The 18,928-nt window shown below is 61.6% G+C and carries 19 protein-coding genes; 15 read left to right on the forward strand and 4 right to left on the reverse strand.

Going from position 1 to position 18,928, the window contains the following annotated elements; translation table 11 throughout:
• Positions 1-80: 80 nt before the first annotated feature.
• Positions 81-743: a GntR family transcriptional regulator gene (locus FEZ63_RS12385; RefSeq protein WP_201274161.1), complete on the reverse strand. Its 663-nt coding sequence runs from the start codon at positions 741-743 to the stop codon at positions 81-83.
• Between the two features lie 188 nt (positions 744-931).
• On the opposite strand from FEZ63_RS12385, the gene gabT reads away from it, so the two are divergent.
• From gabT to FEZ63_RS12440, 11 genes are all read left to right on the forward strand, one after another.
• Positions 932-2,290, forward strand: a complete 1,359-nt coding sequence (gene gabT / locus FEZ63_RS12390; RefSeq protein ID WP_150944852.1) for a 4-aminobutyrate--2-oxoglutarate transaminase — start codon at positions 932-934, stop codon at positions 2,288-2,290.
• Between the two features lie 10 nt (positions 2,291-2,300).
• The gene (locus FEZ63_RS12395; protein WP_150944854.1) at positions 2,301-3,281 is read left to right on the forward strand and encodes an aminopeptidase; all 981 of its coding nucleotides are present in this window, start codon (positions 2,301-2,303) and stop codon (positions 3,279-3,281) included.
• Positions 3,278-4,051: an enoyl-CoA hydratase/isomerase family protein gene (locus tag FEZ63_RS12400; protein WP_150944856.1), complete on the forward strand. Its 774-nt coding sequence runs from the start codon at positions 3,278-3,280 to the stop codon at positions 4,049-4,051. The genes FEZ63_RS12395 and FEZ63_RS12400 overlap by 4 nt, the downstream gene beginning before the upstream one ends.
• A 123-nt stretch (positions 4,052-4,174) precedes the next feature.
• Positions 4,175-5,374: a CaiB/BaiF CoA transferase family protein gene (locus tag FEZ63_RS12405; RefSeq protein ID WP_150944859.1), complete on the forward strand. Its 1,200-nt coding sequence runs from the start codon at positions 4,175-4,177 to the stop codon at positions 5,372-5,374.
• Positions 5,375-5,462: 88 nt separating this feature from the next.
• Complete coding sequence (locus FEZ63_RS12410; protein ID WP_150944861.1) at positions 5,463-6,701, forward strand: ABC transporter substrate-binding protein; 1,239 nt, start codon at positions 5,463-5,465, stop codon at positions 6,699-6,701.
• A 14-nt stretch (positions 6,702-6,715) separates the two neighbouring features.
• Positions 6,716-7,591: a branched-chain amino acid ABC transporter permease gene (locus FEZ63_RS12415; RefSeq protein WP_150944863.1), complete on the forward strand. Its 876-nt coding sequence runs from the start codon at positions 6,716-6,718 to the stop codon at positions 7,589-7,591.
• Positions 7,592-7,595: 4 nt separating this feature from the next.
• Positions 7,596-8,489, forward strand: coding sequence for a branched-chain amino acid ABC transporter permease (locus FEZ63_RS12420; protein ID WP_150944866.1), 894 nt, complete (start codon positions 7,596-7,598; stop codon positions 8,487-8,489).
• Positions 8,490-9,251 (forward strand): ABC transporter ATP-binding protein, encoded by a 762-nt coding sequence (locus FEZ63_RS12425; protein WP_150944867.1) that lies wholly within the window; start codon positions 8,490-8,492, stop codon positions 9,249-9,251.
• The gene (locus FEZ63_RS12430; protein ID WP_150944870.1) at positions 9,248-9,988 is read left to right on the forward strand and encodes an ABC transporter ATP-binding protein; all 741 of its coding nucleotides are present in this window, start codon (positions 9,248-9,250) and stop codon (positions 9,986-9,988) included. The genes FEZ63_RS12425 and FEZ63_RS12430 overlap by 4 nt, the downstream gene beginning before the upstream one ends.
• Positions 9,989-10,003: 15 nt before the next feature.
• A complete protein-coding gene (locus FEZ63_RS12435) occupies positions 10,004-11,353 on the forward strand; it encodes an amidase (protein ID WP_150944872.1) in 1,350 nt (449 codons plus the stop codon).
• A 68-nt stretch (positions 11,354-11,421) separates the two neighbouring features.
• Complete coding sequence (locus tag FEZ63_RS12440; RefSeq protein ID WP_162419738.1) at positions 11,422-12,057, forward strand: TetR/AcrR family transcriptional regulator; 636 nt, start codon at positions 11,422-11,424, stop codon at positions 12,055-12,057.
• Here FEZ63_RS12440 and FEZ63_RS12445 read toward each other — a convergent pair.
• Both FEZ63_RS12445 and FEZ63_RS12450 read right to left on the reverse strand, forming a co-directional pair.
• The gene (locus FEZ63_RS12445; RefSeq protein WP_150944874.1) at positions 12,027-12,548 is read right to left on the reverse strand and encodes a gamma carbonic anhydrase family protein; all 522 of its coding nucleotides are present in this window, start codon (positions 12,546-12,548) and stop codon (positions 12,027-12,029) included. The two genes, FEZ63_RS12440 and FEZ63_RS12445, sit on opposite strands and share 31 nt — an antisense overlap.
• A 39-nt stretch (positions 12,549-12,587) precedes the next feature.
• Positions 12,588-13,388: a FadR/GntR family transcriptional regulator gene (locus FEZ63_RS12450; protein WP_150944876.1), complete on the reverse strand. Its 801-nt coding sequence runs from the start codon at positions 13,386-13,388 to the stop codon at positions 12,588-12,590.
• A 116-nt stretch (positions 13,389-13,504) separates the two neighbouring features.
• Here FEZ63_RS12450 and FEZ63_RS12455 point away from each other — a divergent pair, with 116 nt between their 5' ends.
• The 4 genes from FEZ63_RS12455 (at position 13,505) to FEZ63_RS12470 (ending at position 18,516) form a co-directional block, all read left to right on the forward strand.
• Positions 13,505-15,037, forward strand: a complete 1,533-nt coding sequence (locus FEZ63_RS12455; protein WP_150944878.1) for a malonate--CoA ligase — start codon at positions 13,505-13,507, stop codon at positions 15,035-15,037.
• A 44-nt stretch (positions 15,038-15,081) separates the two neighbouring features.
• Positions 15,082-15,936, forward strand: coding sequence for a transporter substrate-binding domain-containing protein (locus tag FEZ63_RS12460; RefSeq protein ID WP_150944880.1), 855 nt, complete (start codon positions 15,082-15,084; stop codon positions 15,934-15,936).
• Positions 15,937-16,092: 156 nt separating this feature from the next.
• A complete protein-coding gene (locus tag FEZ63_RS12465) occupies positions 16,093-17,484 on the forward strand; it encodes an FAD-binding oxidoreductase (protein ID WP_150944882.1) in 1,392 nt (463 codons plus the stop codon).
• Between the two features lie 357 nt (positions 17,485-17,841).
• Positions 17,842-18,516, forward strand: coding sequence for an RraA family protein (locus FEZ63_RS12470; protein ID WP_150944885.1), 675 nt, complete (start codon positions 17,842-17,844; stop codon positions 18,514-18,516).
• A 183-nt stretch (positions 18,517-18,699) separates the two neighbouring features.
• Here the strand turns inward: FEZ63_RS12470 and FEZ63_RS12475 are convergent.
• A partial coding sequence (locus FEZ63_RS12475; protein WP_150944886.1) for an NAD(P)/FAD-dependent oxidoreductase occupies positions 18,700-18,928 on the reverse strand: 229 nt, incomplete at its 5' end.

Consider the following 18,928-nt stretch of genomic DNA (forward strand, 5'->3'; position numbering starts at 1 on the left):
CTGATGTAATCCCGCGCGCTGCGGTTGAGTTCGCGTACAAGCGCTTCGGCCTGAACGGCGCGCGTCAAACTCGCTTAGTGTCAGAGGACGTAGTCCTTGTATCGGCTGATGTAATCCCGCGCGCTGCGGTTGAGTTCGCGTACAAGCGCTTCGGCCTGATCGGCATCGCCGCGGATGATGGCCGTGAGCACCGCGCGATATTGCTTGATGCCCATCTCGGCGCGACCCGGCAGCAGCGCGACGCGGCGGATAGTGACGCGGGTGCGGTCGTAGATGCGGTCGATCATATCGCTGAGGATCGGGTTGCGGGCGGCTTCCCTGATGCGCGACCTGAAGACCTCGATGGCATTGATATGCTGGTCGAGATCGCCCGCCTTGAGGCTTTTCTCGAAGGACTCGCCGAATAGCTCCGAAATGTCGTCCCAGTCCGCTGGGGTCGTGTTGAGCGTCGCTAGGCGTACCGCCAGCGCGTCGAGTGCCTCGCGCACCTCATAGAGACGATAGGTCGTCTCCATATCGACCGCGGCGACAATGGCGCCCTTGTTGGGCTCGCGCTCGATCAATCCGCGGTCCTCGAGGGTCGCGAGCACTTCCCGCGCTTTCGCGCGCGGCAGGTTGTAGGCAGCAGCCAATTCCTCCTCGGGAATGCGTGTTCCCGGGCTGAGGTTCCGCGAGGAGATTTTTTCCCTCATGTCGACGATCGCGGCTTCGACCGTCGTCGTCTTTCTCTTCGGCTTTCGCATTGCAGATCCTGGCATCTCCCGACACCCGATGAGGGCAGCGGGCATTGCTGACAACTGCCAATAAAGCGGTTCGGCTCCGCAATCAACTCCGGTACAAAAGATTGTACAATATTGTGCAATCGGATTGACACAACGAAATGTACAGGCTTACATTTGGGGCCGGTTGTAGACGGTCGAAGGAGCCGAGAATGACGTCGCATATCCAAGAAGCCGCATTTCCCGGTCCTCTCTGCCAATCCTATCAGGAGCGGCGAAACGCCTCCGTGGCGCTGGGCGTTGCCAATGGAGCGCCAATCTTTGCGGCCCGCGCTTCCGGCGCCAAGCTGATCGATCTCGACGGGAATGAGTTTCTCGATTTTGCGGGCGGCATCGGCACGTTGAATGTCGGCCACGCACATCCGGAGATCGTCCGTGCCGTCCGGGAGCAGGCGGAAAATTTTCTTCACACCTGTTTCAACATCGTCATGTATCCCGGCTACATCGAGCTCGCCGAGAAGCTCATCGAGATCGTGCCAGGCTCATGGCCGAAGAAGGTCATGCTCCAGACCACCGGCGCCGAGGCGATCGAAAACGCCATCAAGGTCGCGCGCAGGGCCACTGGCCGCCAGGCTATCATCGCTTTCGAAGGTGCTTTCCACGGTCGCACCTACATGGCCCTGTCGCTGACTGCGAAAGCTCCAGCCTACAAGACCGGTTTCGGTCCCTTTGCGGGCGAGATCTACCGTGCGCCGTTCCCGGTCTTTTATCGGTCAGGGGCGGCCGACGAACGGGCGTCCGCCGATGCGGCCTTCGCGGATTTCGTCCGGCTCGTCGAGAGTGAGGTCATTCCCGAGCATGTAGCTGCGGTGGTGATCGAGCCGCTGCAGGGGGAGAGCGGCTTCCACCCCGCGCCGGCCTCGTTCCTCAGGAAGTTGCGTGAGTACTGCACGCGCCACGGCATCGTGTTGATCGCCGACGAGATCCAGTCCGGTTTCTGCCGCACGGGGGAATGGTTCGCAACCGAGCATTCGGGTGTCGAGGCGGACCTCTACACGATCGCCAAATCCATGGGCGGCGGTCTGCCGATCGCGGCGCTTGTCGGCCGCGCCGAATTGATGGACGCGCCGAAGGTGGGCGGCCTCGGCGGGACCTATGGCGGCAATCCGCTGTCGTGCGCGGCGGCGCTTGCAACGATTGCCGTTATGCAGGACGAGGATTACTGCGAGAAGGCGCGCCGTGTTGGCGCCATCGTGCGAGAGCGCTTCGAATCCTGGGCGCAGCGTTATTCGATCGTCGGGGACGTGCGTGGACTTGGCGCCATGCAGGCCATCGAAATCGTCCGCGACCGTCGCGAGCATCAGCCGGCGGGCGACCTCACAGTCGCCATCGTGGAGGAGGCGTATCAACGGGGTCCGATCCTCGTGAAAGCCGGCTTCTACGGAAACGTCGTCCGCTTCCTGGGCCCGCTCGCGATGGACGGAGACGAGCTTGCTCGCGGGCTCGACATCCTCGGGGCGGCGATCGACAGCGTGGATCGCGAGGCGACGGCTGTCGCCAAGACGGCGTGAGATGGGCAACATGAACACTCTGCTCAAGCTGAAAAATGCGCGGAAGGTCGTCACCCTGCTCGGTGGCGCCGGTGCCGAAAGTCAGGTGCTCGTCCTATACGATCTGCATACGGGCCATAATGTGGAGCCGCTGGCGATCGCGTTATCGGAGGTGGGGGCGAACTTCCATCTCATGCAGATCGAAGGCTCTTCCCGGCACGGCAAACAGCTTTCGCCTGTTGCTGCTGCGGCCATGAAGGCGTCGGATCTGGTCATCGGCCTCACCCGTGCCAACATCGCCCACACATCCGCCCGACAGGAAGCGACGCGTTCAGGTGCCGGCGTCATCGTGCTTCCGGAATCGCACGGCGAAGACTTCTTCATGGCCGAAGGGTGGGACGCTGACTTCGTCGCGCTGCGGCCCCAGATCGAAAGTCTCGCTGCTTCGTTCTCGGCAGCCAGCACCGCGCGCGTCACGAGTCCCCATGGCACCGACGTCACCATGAGCATCGAAGGACGCCGGGGACGTGCGCTGCATGGTTTTGCCAACACCACCGACATTTCCGCCGGGTATTGCCTTGAATCGAGTCTCGCGCCCGTCGAAGGCACCGCAGAGGGCGTCATCATCGTCAATGCGAGCATTCCTGGCGTGTCGCTCATCCGCGATGAGCCTGTCCGCATCTGCATGGAGAAGGGAATGGCGGTCGCGATCGAGGGCGGCAGCGTGGCGCGCATGTTCCGCGATCTCTTGGCGAGCTTCGAGGATCCCGGCGTGTACAACCTCGGCGAACTGGGCGTCGGCATGAATCCGAATTGCGTCCTCGATGGCACGATGATGTCCGACGAGAGCGTTTACGGCTCAATCCAGCTCGCGCTCGGCACCAGCGCCTATATCGGCGGAACCGTGAAGGCAGCAGCCCACTACGACACCATCCTGACCGATGCGACGCTAGAACTCGACGGCCGAGCGGTGCTGCGCGGCACGGAACTTCTGCTTGAGGCGCGGTCATGAGCATCCGGGTCGAACGTCGCGACGACGGAATCGCCACGCTGCTGATGGATCGTCCAGAGAAGCGCAACGCCTTCACCCTCGATATGTATCGGGATTTCGGCGCGCTGATGTCGGAGCTCGATGATGACGATGGAATCCGCTGCATCGTGGTGCGCGGAGCGGGCGGCGCATTCTGCGCAGGCAGTGATATCGGCGGCTTCGAGGATGATCGGGACAGTCGTGCGCAAGCGCGCGAATATGCCGAGTTAACGCTCAAGATGACGGATCACCTCAAGAACACACGTCATCCGACGGTCGCCTGCATCGAGGGCGTCTGCGTCGGCGGCGGCCTGGAGATCGCATCGATGTGCGATATTCGGATCGCGGCGCGCAGCAGTCGCTACGGCATACCGATCAATCGCATCGGGCTGACCCTCGATTATCGCGAGCTCGACGATCTCATCGCTGTGGTCGGACCGACGCATGCGCTGGAGATTTTGCTCGAAGGTCACATTTTCGGTGTCGAAGAAGCACTCGCCAAGGGCATCGTCACGCGGTTCGTCGAAGACGATCAGGTCGTGGCGGATGCCTATGCGACAGCCGAACGCATCAGCGTCGCGGCGCCTCTGGTGAACCGCTGGCACAAGGCGTTCGTGCGCCGACTTCGTGACCGGGCGCCGATCACCGAGCAAGAACGTGACGAGGCCTATGCATGCTTTGACACGGAGGATTACCGCATCGGACGCGCCGCCTTCAGCCAGAAGCTGAAACCGGCATTCGTCGGGCGCTAAGGTCCTCTCAGCGTCGCTGAGCAGGAAACGCCTTCCTTCAGTCCGGCTGGCCGCATCGCGCTTGCGGCGGACCGGTCAACCATCTTGCCGGGTCATGTTTGGCATCAGAAACGAGTAGTACGGATGAATATCGCAGGTTCACCGCTCAGCGGCATGAAGATCCTGGACTTGTCGCAGATCATGGCGGGGCCCTATTGCACGATGATCCTGGCTGATCTCGGCGCAGAGGTGATCAAGGTCGAAAAACCCATCACGGGCGACGATTCTCGCGAGATGGGCCCTTACGTGAACGGCGAGTCGACCTGCTTTGCGCATATCAACCGCAACAAGGAGGGGATCGCCCTCAACCTGAAAGACCCGCAGGCAAAGGAAATTCTCTACGATCTCGCGCGTTGGGCCGATGTTGTGGTCGAGAACTACCGCGTCGGCGTGACGAAGTCGCTCGGCGTCGACTACGAAACGCTGCGCAAGCTCAACCCGCGGCTCGTCTATTGCTCCATCTCCGGCTACGGCCAGACGGGCCCTTATTCCGGCAAGGGCGGGTTTGACCTGGTGGCCCAAGGACTGACAGGCATCATGAGCATGACCGGCGAACCGAACGGCCGGCCTCTGAAGTCGGGCATCGCGATTTACGATGTCGGCGCTGGCATGACGGCGGCCTACGCGATCATCGCAGCCTACGTGCACCAGATCAAGGCGGGCGAGGGCCAGCATATCGATATCTCGCTTGCCGAATGCGGATTGCCATGGTTCGTTTGGGAGGCCGCGGCATATTTCACCGACGGCACATTACCGAAGGCGACAGGCAGCCGGCATCGGGTTTCCGCTCCCTATCAGGCTCTTCGCACCGGCGATGGCTTCATCGTCATCGGCGCCGCGAACCAGCGCACGTGGGAAAAGCTCTGCCGCGAGGTGATACATCGACCCGAGTTGATTGAGGATCCGCGCTTCGTCACCAATATGGATCGCCTTGAAAACATTGCCGAGCTGGAGCCGCTTCTGGAAGAGGCATTCGCCTCGGCCGATGCCGCAACCTGGATCGCGCGCTGCGAGGCGGCCAGCGTACCGTGTGGGCCCATCAACAATTTCGGAGAGGCGATGCAGGATCCCCACTATATCGCCCGCGGCATGATCGAAGAGGTCGAACATCCCAAGCTCGGAACCATGAAGATGATCGGGATTCCTACGAAATTCTCAAAGACTCCGGGCGCTGTGCGCATGGCGGCGCCCACGCTCGGCGAACACACCGACGCGGTGCTTCGCAGGTTCGGCGTAGACGAGGGCGCTATCGAAACGATGCGAAGCCGAGGCGCAATTCAGTAACGCCGATTTTCCCTGTCGCTTGGCTCCAAAAACAAGAAACTGGCCTGTAGGACTGAGAACTAAGAACAACAACCAGAAAGGAACGATCATGACACAGCCTATGAATTTTTCGCGGCGCGGGTTCCTCGTCTCCGGAACAGCCCTGGCGGCCCTCGGCGCGTTTTCCGGGTCGGCTTTTTCACAATCGGAGAAAGTATTCCGGTTGGGAGCATTGAATTCCATTACGGGTATCGGCGGACCCTATGGTCCTTACATGCTGGAGGCGATCAAGATCGCGGTCGCCGAGGTGAACGACGCCGGCGGCGCGGCAGGCCGGAAGTTCCAGCTTTTCGCCGAGGATGATCAGACCAAACCCGAAGCGGCAGTGCTCGCGGTCAAGAAGCTGATCGAGATCAACAAGGTTGAGGCCGTGGTGGGCATCTGGCCGTCCTCCGTCGGTCTGGCCACCATGCCGATCACGAACGAAGCCAACCTGATCACCATGAACACCTGTGGTGCTCCGGAAATGTTGACGGAGAACAAGAAGGGACTTGCCTGGATGTTCCAGGCGTCCAACGCCATCTTCGGAAGCGCCTTTGCGGAGGTCGCCCGCCAGCGCGGCTTCAAGCGCCCGGCCGTGATGGCCTTCAACAACTCCACCTTCGTGGGTCAGGCAAACCACTTCAAGGAATCCTGGGAAGCGAAAGGCGGCAAGGTCAGCGCTTTCGTCATCTACGAGCCCAACCAGAGCAGTTACCGGACCGAACTGAGCCGCGTGCTCGCAACGAAGCCCGACGTGATCTCGCTGAGCGCCTACCGCCCCGATGCGACGATCATCCTCAAGGAATGGTGTCAGAGCGGCCAGGATTGCAAGTTCATCATGCCGGGCTGGACCGCCAACGAGGATCTCGTCAAGGCGCTCGGCAAGGAGGCAACCGAAGGCATCATCTCCATCTCCAACGTGGCGGCAAGCCAGAGCCCGGCCTACAAACGCTTCGCTGCCGCCTTCAAGAAGGTCGCAAATCGCGAGCCGGACATCTTCGCGGCGCAGAGCTACGACATGGTGATCACGCTGGCGCTTGCCATCGAGGCTACAGGCGCTTCTGCCGATGTTCTCGCCATCAACGGCAAGATTCCGAGCATCACGAGCGGCAACGGGCAGGCAGTCACCTCCTTCACGGAGGGACGCGATGCCCTGCGGAACGGCAAGCCGGTCAATTACAATGGCGCATCCTCGCGTCTCGATTTCGGCAAGCATGGCGAAACCGTCCCGGATTTCGGTGTCTTCGATATTCAGGACGGTAATCTCGTCCTGAAAGAGACGATCCCCGGCCACACGCCCGCTTAAAGAAAGTTCAAGTGATGGATTGGCTCTCGGTCGCGAACGCGGCCATCAATGGGATCGTGATCGGGATGCTGCTCGCACTGCCGGCGCTGGCGATTACGCTCGTGTTCGGAATCGCCCGTTTCCCCAACGCCGCGACGGGCGACTACATGACTTTAGGCGCCTATACGACCGTAGCCTCCCAGGCGTTCCTGGGAGGCTCGGTGGTGACGTCTGTTTTCGGGGCGATGTCGGTCACGGCGCTCGTGTCGCTCTTCTTCTATTTCTGGGTTTTCCGCGCATTGGCGGAGCGGTCGCAAGTCGCGCGATTGATCGCCTCTATCGGGGTCGCGTTCGCAGTACGAAGCACGATCACTTTCTTTGCAGGACAAGATCAGCACGTGGTGGACGTGCCGCTCGTTCGGGCGTGGAATTTCGGCGGCATCCGGCTGCTGCCGACGGATCTTTATATCCTGACGACAGCCTTGACCGCTCTGGTCATCGTGTTTTGCATCATGCATCTGACTCCGACCGGACGCCGGATGCGCGCCATCGCGGATAACGCCGAACTCGCTGCGGCGAGCGGCATTAGGTCGAAGCGAGTCATGATCTTCCTGTGGAGCTTGACAGGCGCCTTCTGCGGCCTTGGCGGAGCTCTTCTGGGGATCAAGGCTGTCGTCGTTCCGGAACTCGGCTGGGAGCTTCTCATGCCGATGTTCGCAGGCGTCATTCTCGGCGGCATCGGCAGCCCTGTGGGCGCAGTCCTCGGCATCGTGACGTTCAGTATCGCCCAGGAGGTGGCAAGCCTCTTCGCCGGCCCTCCATATAAGATCGTTTTTGCGTTCGTGATCCTTCTCTGCGTGCTGTTGCTTCGCCCGCAGGGAATGTTCGGTCGCCCAATGGCAGCAAGGTGAGGTCATGGAAGGCTATCTGATTGCAATCTTCATCAGCATCCTGATCTATCTGCTGCTCGCTGGTGGTCTGGCTCTGCAATACGGCTTCACCGGCCTCGTCAATTTCGGCCATGTGGGTTTCTTCGCCATCGGCTCGTACACGTCGGCGTTGCTGGCCCTCAAGGGAGTGCCGATCCCGATCTCGCTGGCGGCAGCGACTGCCCTGGCGGCGCTGTCCGCTTACCCGCTTGGCATGATCGCGCTGCGGCTGGGCGGCGACTATCTGGCGATCGTCACGCTGGGTTTCTCCGAGGCGGTGCGCATGATGCTTCAGACGGAGGAGTGGCTGACCCGGGGCATGCATGGACTCCCCGGCATTCCGCGCCTTTTCGCCGGCTGGGTCGAGCCGCAGAAGACGGATCTGCTGATCCTGATTCTTCTCGTCGTCGTGTGTGTGGGTGTGTTCTTTCTCATTCATCACATCATCAAAAGCCCGTTCGGGCGGGTCATCGAGGCGATCCGTGACAATGAGGTGGCGGTCCGCGCCCTCGGCAAGAACCCGGCGCAGTTCAAGACGCGCTCTCTCATGCTGGGCGCGGGGATCGCTGGATTGGCGGGCGGCTTGCAGGCGCATTATCTCACCTTCATCAGCCCGGAGCAGTATGTTCCGCTGATCACCTTCTACATCTGGATCGCGCTTGTGCTAGGAGGCGTCGGCTCGCTTCGCGGGGTCGTCATGGGAACCGTCCTGCTCGTCGGTTTCCTCGAGGGTTCACGGTTCATTCGAGACGTCATCGGCGGCGTCTCGGAGGTGCAGATGGCGAGCTTGCGCATCTGGGTCATCGGCGTCGCCCTCATCTGCGTCATTCTCTACCGTCCCCAGGGGCTGTTCGGTAGTTCACCGAAGAGGAGCCGATAGATGGCGCTTCTTTCAGTCGAGAAAATCACCGCGGGGTTCGGCGGCTTCCGGGCGCTGGACGATGTGGATCTCAAAGTCGGACAAGGTGAACTCGTCGGGCTTATCGGCACCAATGGTGCTGGCAAAAGCACGCTTTTTTCCGTTGCGACAGGCTATATCCCGGCGAGCTCGGGACGGGTCCATTTCGCAGGCCAAGACATCACCGGCCTCGCCGTACATCACCGGGTGCGGCGTGGCCTCGCGCGGACATTTCAGGTTCCGCGCGAATTCAGCAATCTCACGGTGTTCGACAACCTGATGACGGCGGCGCCCGAGCAGGAGGGTGAGAAGCTGAGCGCTCTCGTCTTCTCCCGCGGGAAGATCCGCCAGGAGGAAGAGCGGCTGACCGCAAAGGTCTGCGACGTCATGGATTTCCTGAACTTGCGTGGGGTCGAAGGAGAGCTGGCAGGAAAGCTCTCCGGCGGCCAGAAGAAGCTGCTGGAGCTAGGTCGTCTCCTGATGCTCGAGCCCAAATGCATCATGCTCGACGAGCCTTTTGCGGGCGTCAATCCGGTGCTGATCGAGCAACTCTGTGAGCGCGTGATCGAACTCAACCAGCGCGGCATCGCGGTTCTGATCATCGAGCACAACCTTGCGGAGCTCGCCCGCATCGTGCCACGTCTCTACGCCATGGACCGGGGCCGCGTCATCGCACACGGCAGCCCCGACGCTGTCCTCGCAGATCCCGCCGTTCGCGAAGCCTATATGGGGGGCGTGATATGAGTCTCCTTGAAATCAAGCACGTCTCCGGTGGCTATGGCGAGGTGGACATCATCTCGGGCATCGACATGCATGTCGACCCGCAGGAGATCGTCACCATTGCGGGGACGAACGGCGCAGGCAAGTCTACGCTCATCAAGGCCGCCATGGGCCTGCTGCCCCGCATTTCGGGATCGATAATTTTCGACGGGACCGATCTTCTGGCACTGCCGATCGAAGATCGCATTCGGGTGGGCATCTCCTATGTGCCGCAAGTCCGGAATGTGTTTGGGGCGCTCACCGTTCTCGAAAATCTCCAGGTCGTCGAGCACGCCACCAACAAGCAGGCTCGCATCCGGGAAATGTTCGATCTGTTTCCCGCACTTGCCGGCCGGCGCGCTGCCTATGCGGAGAATCTTTCGGGCGGTGAACGGCAGCAACTCGCATTCGCGCGCGCGCTGATGTCGTCGCCTCGCCTCGTCCTGCTGGACGAACCCTCCGCCGCCCTGTCGCCGGCCTTGACTGACCAGGTCTTCATGGAGGTCAAGCGGCTGCGGACAATCGATGTGGCAGTGCTCATGGTCGAGCAGCGCGCAAGACAGGCTCTGGCCTTCAGCGATCGTGGCTACATTCTGGACTCGGGGCGGATCGTGCTCGCCGATACCGGAGCCAATCTCCTCGCCAATGAAGAGATGAGCGACGTCTATATCGGGCGAGGTCAGGCCCCGTCCGGCTCCCATCCTTCGCACCATCCCGCCTAAACAGGATTTCTCGTCATGGACTCGTCCGATCGTTCTCGTTCCGCTGCCGCCGCCAAACGCCCGCAGGCATCGCGTATCGCCACATTGACCGCAGCCCAAGGCCTGCGCGAGATGGAGCGGGGCACCTTGACCAGCGTAGCCTGGGTGGAAGCCTGTCTTGAGCGGATCGATGCGCGCAACCCTGACGTGAAAGCCTGGGTGCATGTGGCTGCCGAGGCCGCGCTGGAGCAAGCCCGGCAGACGGACCGGCAGGGTCGCCGCCGCCTGTTCGATGGCGTGCCGCTGGGGCTCAAGGACACGATCGATACCGCGGAGATGCCCACGGAACTCGGCGACCCTGAGATCTTTCCCGACCGCCAACCGACGGTCGACGCACCCGTCGTTACCATGGCGCGGGGCCTGGGTTTCACCGTTCTCGGCAAGAACGCGGTTTCGCGGCATGCGATCATGCTCCCGGGCCCCGCGCGCAATCCCCACGATTTGGCGCGCACGCCGGCCGCCTCATCCGCCGGGTCGGCGGCAGCGGTTGCGGATTTCATGACGCCGATTTCCGTCGGCACGCAGACCGCCGGTTCCATTCTCCGCCCATCCGCGTTCTGCGGCGCTGTCGGTTTCAAGCCGACCCTCGACGCAATCCCGTATGTGGGCATCCGAACGTATTCTCGGCCTCTCGACGTGGTCGGGCCGATCTGCCGTTCGGTCGAGGACGCAACGCTGTTCATGCGGGGTTTCACTCAGGATCCCCGCTTCGACACGGCAAAACCGCTCACCCGCGATGTCCGCGTGGGTGTGTGGCGCACGAAAGATTGGGATAACGCAGACCCGGCTGCCATGGCGGTCTTCGAGCAGAATCTCAAAAAGCTGTCCACCGCGGGCGCCCGCATCTCGACGCTTTCGATGCCGCCCCTGTTCGAGAAGATGGGGGACGCACAGGACGTCATCATGGCCTATGACCTTGCGCGCGAATATGCGGCGATCAAGCGGGACCACGCGGAGAAATGCGACCCGGAACTCCTCGCCTATCTCGAGCTAGGAGAGACATACAGCGACGCCGATTATTCCCAGGCGCTCGACGAGGCGGATGCCTGCCGCCGGGCCTTCTACGACCTGGCGCGCGATCTGGACGTGATCGCCATGCCATCGACTCTCGGGGAGGCGCCCCTCGCAAGCAGCACCGGCAGCTCTGCGTTCATCCGGATCTGGTCGCTTCTTCACAACCCCTCCATTACGCTTCCGACTTCGCGGAGTGCGGCAGGTCTTCCGCTCGGATTCCAGATCGTCGGGTTTGTGAAGGAGGATGCGCGGCTTCTGTACTTCGCACGCTGTGTCGAGGACATCCTCGGCAATACGGCGCAGGATCGCTAAGACGCCGGACTGTCCTGTGCGACGGGACTGGAAGTCTTGCGCGGACTCGTGCAGGAAAAGGCATGATCATGGCTTTCACGGCTGAGAGCGCGACCAGCCGGCAGGACATCGTGCGGACCGCAACGCTCCTCTTGGGAGAGCGGGGCTACCAAGGCATGAGCATGCGGCTTCTGGCGCAGGAACTCGGCATGAGCGCGCCAAGCCTGTACCATCACTTCCCCTCGAAGGGCGCTCTGCTCTTTGCCGTTCTGGAAGACAACCAGAAGGACTTCCTCGGCGGGATGGCCTCGGCCGTCGCAAGCGCCGGCGCCGATCCGGTCCGGCAACTCGGGGCTTTGGTGCAGGCGCATGTCCGCTTTCAGATCGAAAAAATCGAATATGCCCGCGTCTACGACCGGACGTTTCTTGGAATGGGCCCACTGGTCGAGGCCCTGTCCGACCAACAGCGGAACCTCATGCGCGGGCTTCAGCGCCAGCATACTGAAAATGTCCGTCGTATTCTGCGATCGGGCGCGGCGTGTGGGGTGATGACGGTCGACGACGTGGCCGTTACCGCCTTCGCGATCATTTCGCTCTGCGACGGTGTGATCGGGTGGTACCGCGCCGCCGGCCGGCTCGGTATCGAGGAGATTGCCCAGCGCTACGCGGATCTAGCGTTGAAGCTTGCCGGTGCTCAGGCCAGCTCAGCGGCAAATCTCCGATAGTTTTCGACATATTCGTCCGACGTCTCGGCGATGGAGGCGACTTCCTCGTCGGAGAGCAGCCGTACAGCCTTCGCGGGCGATCCCACGATCAACGAATTCGGCTCGAAGCGCTTTCCCTGGGTGACGAGCGCGTTGGCTCCAACGATCGAGTTTGCACCGATCACGGCATCGTTCAGGACTGTCGCGCCCATTCCGACCAACACAAAGTCACCGATGGTGCAGCCATGGAGGATGGCGCGATGGCCCACGGTGCACGATGCGCCAATCGTGAGGGGTGATCCCATGTCGGAATGGAGGACGGCGCCATCCTGGATGTTCGAACGCGCCCCAATGCCGATGCGCTCGTTATCGCCCCTGATGATTGCGCCGAACCAGACGCTGACATCGTCCCCCAACGCAACGTCGCCGATCACAGCAGCGCCGGGAGCCAGCCAGAACCGGTCGGAGGAAGGCAGCAGGGGGCGCTGGGTGCCGAGGGAATAAGTCGCCATGGTGTCCTGACAAATGCTGGATGGTGGAAGCGCAATGGTTCAAATGCCGATGGAAAGGCCGAGCCGCTTGGCGGCATTCATGACGTGACGTCGCGCGGCACCGCGGGCAGCGTCGATGCGTTTGTCCACGATTGCGTCAAAGATTTCGGTATGCTCCGCCAGCACCGCCTCGGGTCTTCCGCGATGGGACGACGAGTTGAGCCGGGCGACCCTGATCGAATCTTTCAACTGGACGCCCAGGAGGTCGACCAGTTGCAGAATGAACGCGTTGCCGGTGGCCTTCGCGATGGCCCCGTGAAACGCGAAATCTGCATCGATCCCGTCATTTCCGTTCCGGATATCCGTAGCGATCGCTGCGAGACAATCCGAGATCTGGGCGAGATCGCTGTCGCTCCGCCGGGCAGCCGCGTAACCGGCGGCATCGCCTTCGAGGCCCAGGCGAAGCTCGAATACCTGCGCCAATTGCGCGTGATCGCCGTCCAGTTCCTCGCGATTGAAGCGGAAAGAGCCCGCCGGGCGCGTGCTTGTCACGTACGCGCCGCTCCCTTGGCGCGCTTCCACAAGACCGTCCTGCTTCAAGCGGGAGATGGCTTCTCGCACCACAGCGCGGCTCACGCCCATCGTCCGCGCGAGCTCGAACTCGGTCGGCAAACGTTGCCCGAGCGGGAGATCTCCATCGCTGATCCGTGCGGCTAGGTGGCTAAAGACCTGTTCGGCCAAATTCCGACGGCGGCCGGGAGAGCGCTCTGTCGGTGAAGCTGTAGGGCTGGTTTCGGATCTGCTCATACGCCACCGTAGCAAGCCGCTATTTGTCAGGCAAGATCGTTGAAATACAGCCATTATTCCCGTTGACGATGCGAGAGCTCTATGTTTTTGTCGGACATCCTAACGACCGTTAGGTCGCCGGAAGAATTTGGCCTCCCGAGTCGGATGAGGCTCTGGTTCAGAGGAACGTTATGGTTCAGACGTTGTCGATTCTCGCCCGGGACGCTTTCGCTTCCCCGGATAAGGTGCTCCTTGAAAGGCCTCGCCTCCCTCCCGTGACGTATGGCGATTTCGACCGGCTCTCAGCGCGCCTGGCACATGCTGTTTCGGCGCGGGGAGTGGACCCCGGGGACCGCGTTGCGGTGCAAGTCGAAAAGTCGGTTGAGGCGCTCGCATTGTACATCGCCTGCATGCGGGTGGGCGCTGTCTACGTTCCGCTGAACACAGCCTACACGGCGGCCGAAATGCAATATTTCATTGCCGATGCGGAACCGAGCCTTGTCGTCTGCGACCCGGCGCAAGCTGCCCAACTTGCGCCCCTTGCCGAGAATGCAGGAAGCCGGATCGAGACGCTCGATGCGGACGGGAAGGGGACGCTCGTCGATCTCGCCTCCACCTTGCCCGATACGTTCAGCGGCCGCGCCGCAAAGCCGGACGATGTTGCGGCGATCCTCTACACGTCGGGCACGACCGGGCGGTCAAAAGGGGCGATGCTCACGCAGGGCAATCTTCTGTCCAACGCGTTGGCGCTCACGAACATCTGGCGGTTTTCCAGTGACGACGTGCTGCTGCACGCGCTCCCGATCTATCACACGCACGGCCTCTTCGTCGCCACCAACGTCATCCTGCGCGCTGGCGCCTCGATGATCTATCTGCCGAAGTTCGACGTCGACGAGGTGATCTCTCTCCTGCCGCGCGCGACGGCCATGATGGGCGTACCGACCTTCTACACACGGCTTCTCGCTCACCCCGGATTTACCCGGGAGGCAGCCTCGTCGATCCGCCTCTTTATTTCCGGCTCGGCCCCGTTGCTTGCCTCCACGCACGAGGAGTTTTCCGCTCGCACCGGTCACGCGATTCTCGAGCGCTATGGAATGACCGAGACCGGAATGATCACGTCCAATCCCTATGATGGCGATCGCATCGCCGGAACGGTCGGCTTTCCGTTGCCTGAGGTCGAGATCCGCGTGGCTCAACCTGACACAGGTGAAGTGTTGGCGCAGGGCGAAATCGGTGTTGTCGAAGTTCGCGGCCCGAACGTGTTCAAAGGCTACTGGCGCATGCCGGAAAAGACGGCGCAGGAATTCCGCGCCGATGGGTTCTTTGTCACGGGCGATATCGGGCGCATCGATGAGCGCGGCAATCTTCACATCGTCGGCCGCAGCAAGGACCTCATCATCACCGGCGGCTTCAATGTCTACCCAAAGGAAATCGAGCTTGCGATCGACGCGCTCGAGGGAGTCGCGGAGACGGCGGTCATCGGCATACCGCATCCGGATTTCGGCGAGGGAGTCATGGCGGCGGTGGTGCCGCAGCCCGGAGTTGAGCTGAACGAAGCGCAAATCCTTGAGCGAATCCGCGGCAACCTCGCCAAATTCAAACAACCCAAGAGAATCGTCATCGTGCCCGAGTTGCCGCGCAACACCATGGGCAAGGTGCAGAAGAATGTTCTGCGAGAACAGTACCGGGACATGTTTGCACCGGAATTGACCTTGCGGGCATAGCCCGACAAACCCCCATCAAAGCTGCGTGTCGTCAGGAGGACTTTATGCGTTTCTCGAAAACCGGCCGTCTCTGCATGTCTCTCGCCGCTGCCCTGTTGCTTTCTTCGGTCGCTGTCGCGCAGCAGGCAAAGCAGGTCACGATCGCAACCGAGGGGGCGTTTCCTCCCTGGAACCACACCGAAGCCGGCGGCAAGATCGCCGGCTTCGATGTCGAGATCGCGCAGGACCTCTGCCGACGCGCGCAGATGACCTGCACGATTGTCGGCCAGGATTGGGCGGGGATCATTCCGGCGATCCAGGCCGGCAAGCATGATGCAGTGATGAGCGGCATGAACATCACGGACAAGCGTCTTGCGGTGATCGGCTTCTCGCGTCCCTACGCAACGAGCCGGCACGTCTTCGCCACTGTCACGGACAAGGACATCCTGGGACTTCCCAGCGCCGGCAAGCTGATCGACATCACCGAGCTCAACGACGACGGCAAGGCGACCATCGAGGAGATCAGGAAGCGGATCAAGGGCAAGTCCATCGGCGTGCAGAGCTCCACAAACGCGCTCGCCTTTCTGGAACAGCATTTCAAGGGCGACATTTTCATCCGCGAGTACAAAACCTCGGAGCAGCACGATCTCGATCTGACGGCCGGACGGATCGACGGGATCTTTGTCGACTATGCGTCTGCTAGTGCGGCGAGTCAGAAGAAGGAGCTCGAGGGCATGAAAGTGGTCGGACCGGCGTTCCGTGGCGGCCTGCTTGGCCGCGGCGTTGCGATCGGCCTGCGCAAGGACGATGCGGCCCTGAAGGAAAAATTCGACGGCGCCATCACGCAAGCGCTCGCCGATGGCACGATTAAGGAACTTTCGATGAAATGGTTCGAGGCCGATATGTCGCCTCCGAAATAGGGCGCCGCGCAGATAAATTTCGCGGGTCGGACCCATTGGGGTGCGATCCGCGACTTGCATCTGAGCAGATCCGCATCACGGAAGTCGAAGTGGTCGCGGTTTTCTCTTCGCCATCCAACACGGCCAGTCAACTTCCCCGAAAGAGATCGGCACGCCATGATCGACCCATCGCATCTCGACCGACTTCGCGCCATCGTGGGTCAAAAAGGTCTTGTCGACGATCCGTCTCTCATGCGTTCTTACGAGACCGGCGCCCGTTATGACGAAGGGAAGGCGGCCTTCGTGGTGCGACCCGAGACGACGCAGCAAGTGTCGGCGGTGGTGGCCTATGCGGTGGCTCATGGCATTCCCCTGATCCCCCAGAGCGGCAATACGGGACTGGTCGGCGGCTCGACGCCGGATACTTCTGGTTCGCAAGGCGTCATCAGCTTCGACCGGCTCACGACACCCCTGAGGATCGATACCGACAACCGCACCGTTGAGGTAGCAGCAGGCGTCCGACTGTCGGTGCTGAATGAAGCGTTGGCGCCTCACGGCTTCTTCCTGCCGGTCGATCTGGGTGCGGACCCGATGATTGGCGGGATGGTGGCGACCAACACGGGTGGCGCGCGCTTCCTACGTTACGGTTCGATGCGGAGGCAGGTGCTGGGATTGGAGGTGGTGCTGCCGGACGGGGAGGGCACCATCCTCGACCTCGCATCGGGCCTGCGGAAAGACAACTCCCACGTGGACCTCAAGCAACTCTTCATCGGCACCAGTGGTGTCTTCGGCATAGTCACCAGAGCCGTGCTGGAGCTGCAGCGCCTGCCACAGCAGACCGCAACGGCGCTGATCGTGCCTCAGGATGACGCGAGCGTTCCACTGCTCTTGCGCTACCTGGAAGAACGCTGCGGCGAATATCTGACGGCTTTCGAGGGCATGTCGCACAATGCAATGGAGCGTGCTCTCGGCCACGTGAAGCATCTCCGCAATCCCTTTGCTCATGGCACGATTCCGGCCTACGCGATCCTGGTCGAATTGACGCGAAGCTGGGCGCCGCGAGAGGGCGAGATGGAACTCTCCACCTTCCTGGAGAATGTGCTGGCCCAGACATTCGAGGATGAACCGCCATTGCTGAGCGACGCTTTGGTGGGCCGTTCGGATGACCTTTGGGCTATCAGACATGCGCTGTCGGAAGGTCTCAGGGCTTCCGGTTACGTGATCGCCTTCGACCTCTCATTGCCGCGGTCGGATCTCGCACGGTTCAGGCAGGAGATCGTCGGGCTGCTGGGCGGGACTTTTCCGGAGCTGGCGGTCTGCGATTTCGGACACATCGCCGACGGCGGCGTTCATTTCAACCTCGTCCATCCGGGCCGCCCGGACGCCGCCTATATCGCCCGTGTGCGCGACCAGGTCCTCGACGTGGTGGTAAACCGCTATGGTGGCAGCTTCAGCGGCGAGCACGGGATCGGGCGATCCAACCAGGCGTTCTATGATCGCTACACGCCGGCGCTTGTGCAAAGACTGTCAGCCTCCGTGCGGCGAGCGGTCGGGACGATGGGAATGTAAGTTTACCTGCTCACGACAGTTTCTATAGTCATTGATATTATTGAAAAATTTCGATCAACAGCATTGGTGCGCCCGGCGGTTCAAGTTGGCCGCATAGCCGGCAGCCGTCATGCGGAACTGCTGACCGACGCGGACGGCCTTGAGGGCGCAGTTGCACCAGAACACGTCTTATTCAGAGACTCTATCAAACGATTAGTTTTATCGAATGGCGCTCTTCCCACTCCAAGTCGTAGAGAGTGACAAAGAAAAGTCGCGCGGCGCGATTTGCCAGGGCTTTTTCTCCGAAAAGGCACACCGTCGCCACCCGCAGTAGCCCGTTGTCGCGCGACGCTGGTTATTGAAGGAAAGATCACGACAATGCTGGGTCTCCAAGTTCTCAATCGGAAGCGCCTCGTAGACACGAACCTCATCGCAAGATTCCGATCGCTTCCCGTCGCAAATGTGAGCGACGTCATGGCGCGCATGACAGCTGGGGGCTCGCGGTTGCGTCCCATGCACGATGGATCACTTCTGATTGGCCCAGCCATTACCGTAAAGACTAGGCCCGGCGACAACCTCTTCGTCCACAAGGCACTCGACATGGTGCAGCCAGGCGATGTCGTGGTCGTTGACGCTGGCGGCGACCTCACCAACTCCATCATCGGGGAGATGATGTTGGCCTACGCTGCCACCAAGAAACTCGGCGGCATCGTCATCAATGGCGCAGTGCGCGACGTCGGCTCGATTCGACGGGGATCTTTCCCCGTATTCGCCGCCGGTGTGACTCATCGCGGCCCCTATAAGGACGGGCCAGGCGAGATCAATGTGCCGATCGCAATCGATGGCATGGTCGTCGAGCCCGGGGATCTGATGCTCGGCGACGATGACGGGCTATTGTGCGTGCCGATTGCGTCCGCGGCAGCAATCTATGAGAAGGCTGCGGCCAAGCACGCCGCCGAGGAGGCGCAAATCGTCGCGATCGCCGAAGGTCGCTATGATCGTGCGTGGGTCGATCTTGCCCTTCAGCGAATCGGATGCCCGCTTGAGTCATGACGATCCGATAGAACGGCGGGTCGCTTCCTCATGAAAGCGAGCCACGGCTCAAGGTGGAAGCAGGCATCGGCCGGATCGATCGGCCCAATACTTGTCCTGCTTCTGATCGCGGCAATTCTCGTCCACGCTACGGTTCCGATGGCCGGATCGGGACGACCTACCTTTGTCCGGTTCGATGAGACGTTAGAACCGATCGATACGGAAGGGGGCAAGGTCGATGGTTGTCGGTTCACCAGCGGCAAGTTCGCCGACGAGGCGTCCGGTGGTCGCCCCTTGGGTCAATCCGAGATGGCCGTGCCCGAATGCGAAAAACGCGTTTGGATGATGCGGCGAACGGCCGATGACGGGCTTTGAATCGGGCATCGAAGGCCGAAAGCCCATCCATTCCCGCCCGCCCCCGGTATTAAGGCCG

Origin of the sequence: Microvirga brassicacearum, assembly GCF_008757455.1 — a bacterium.
Lineage (GTDB): Bacteria > Pseudomonadota > Alphaproteobacteria > Rhizobiales > Beijerinckiaceae > Microvirga > Microvirga brassicacearum.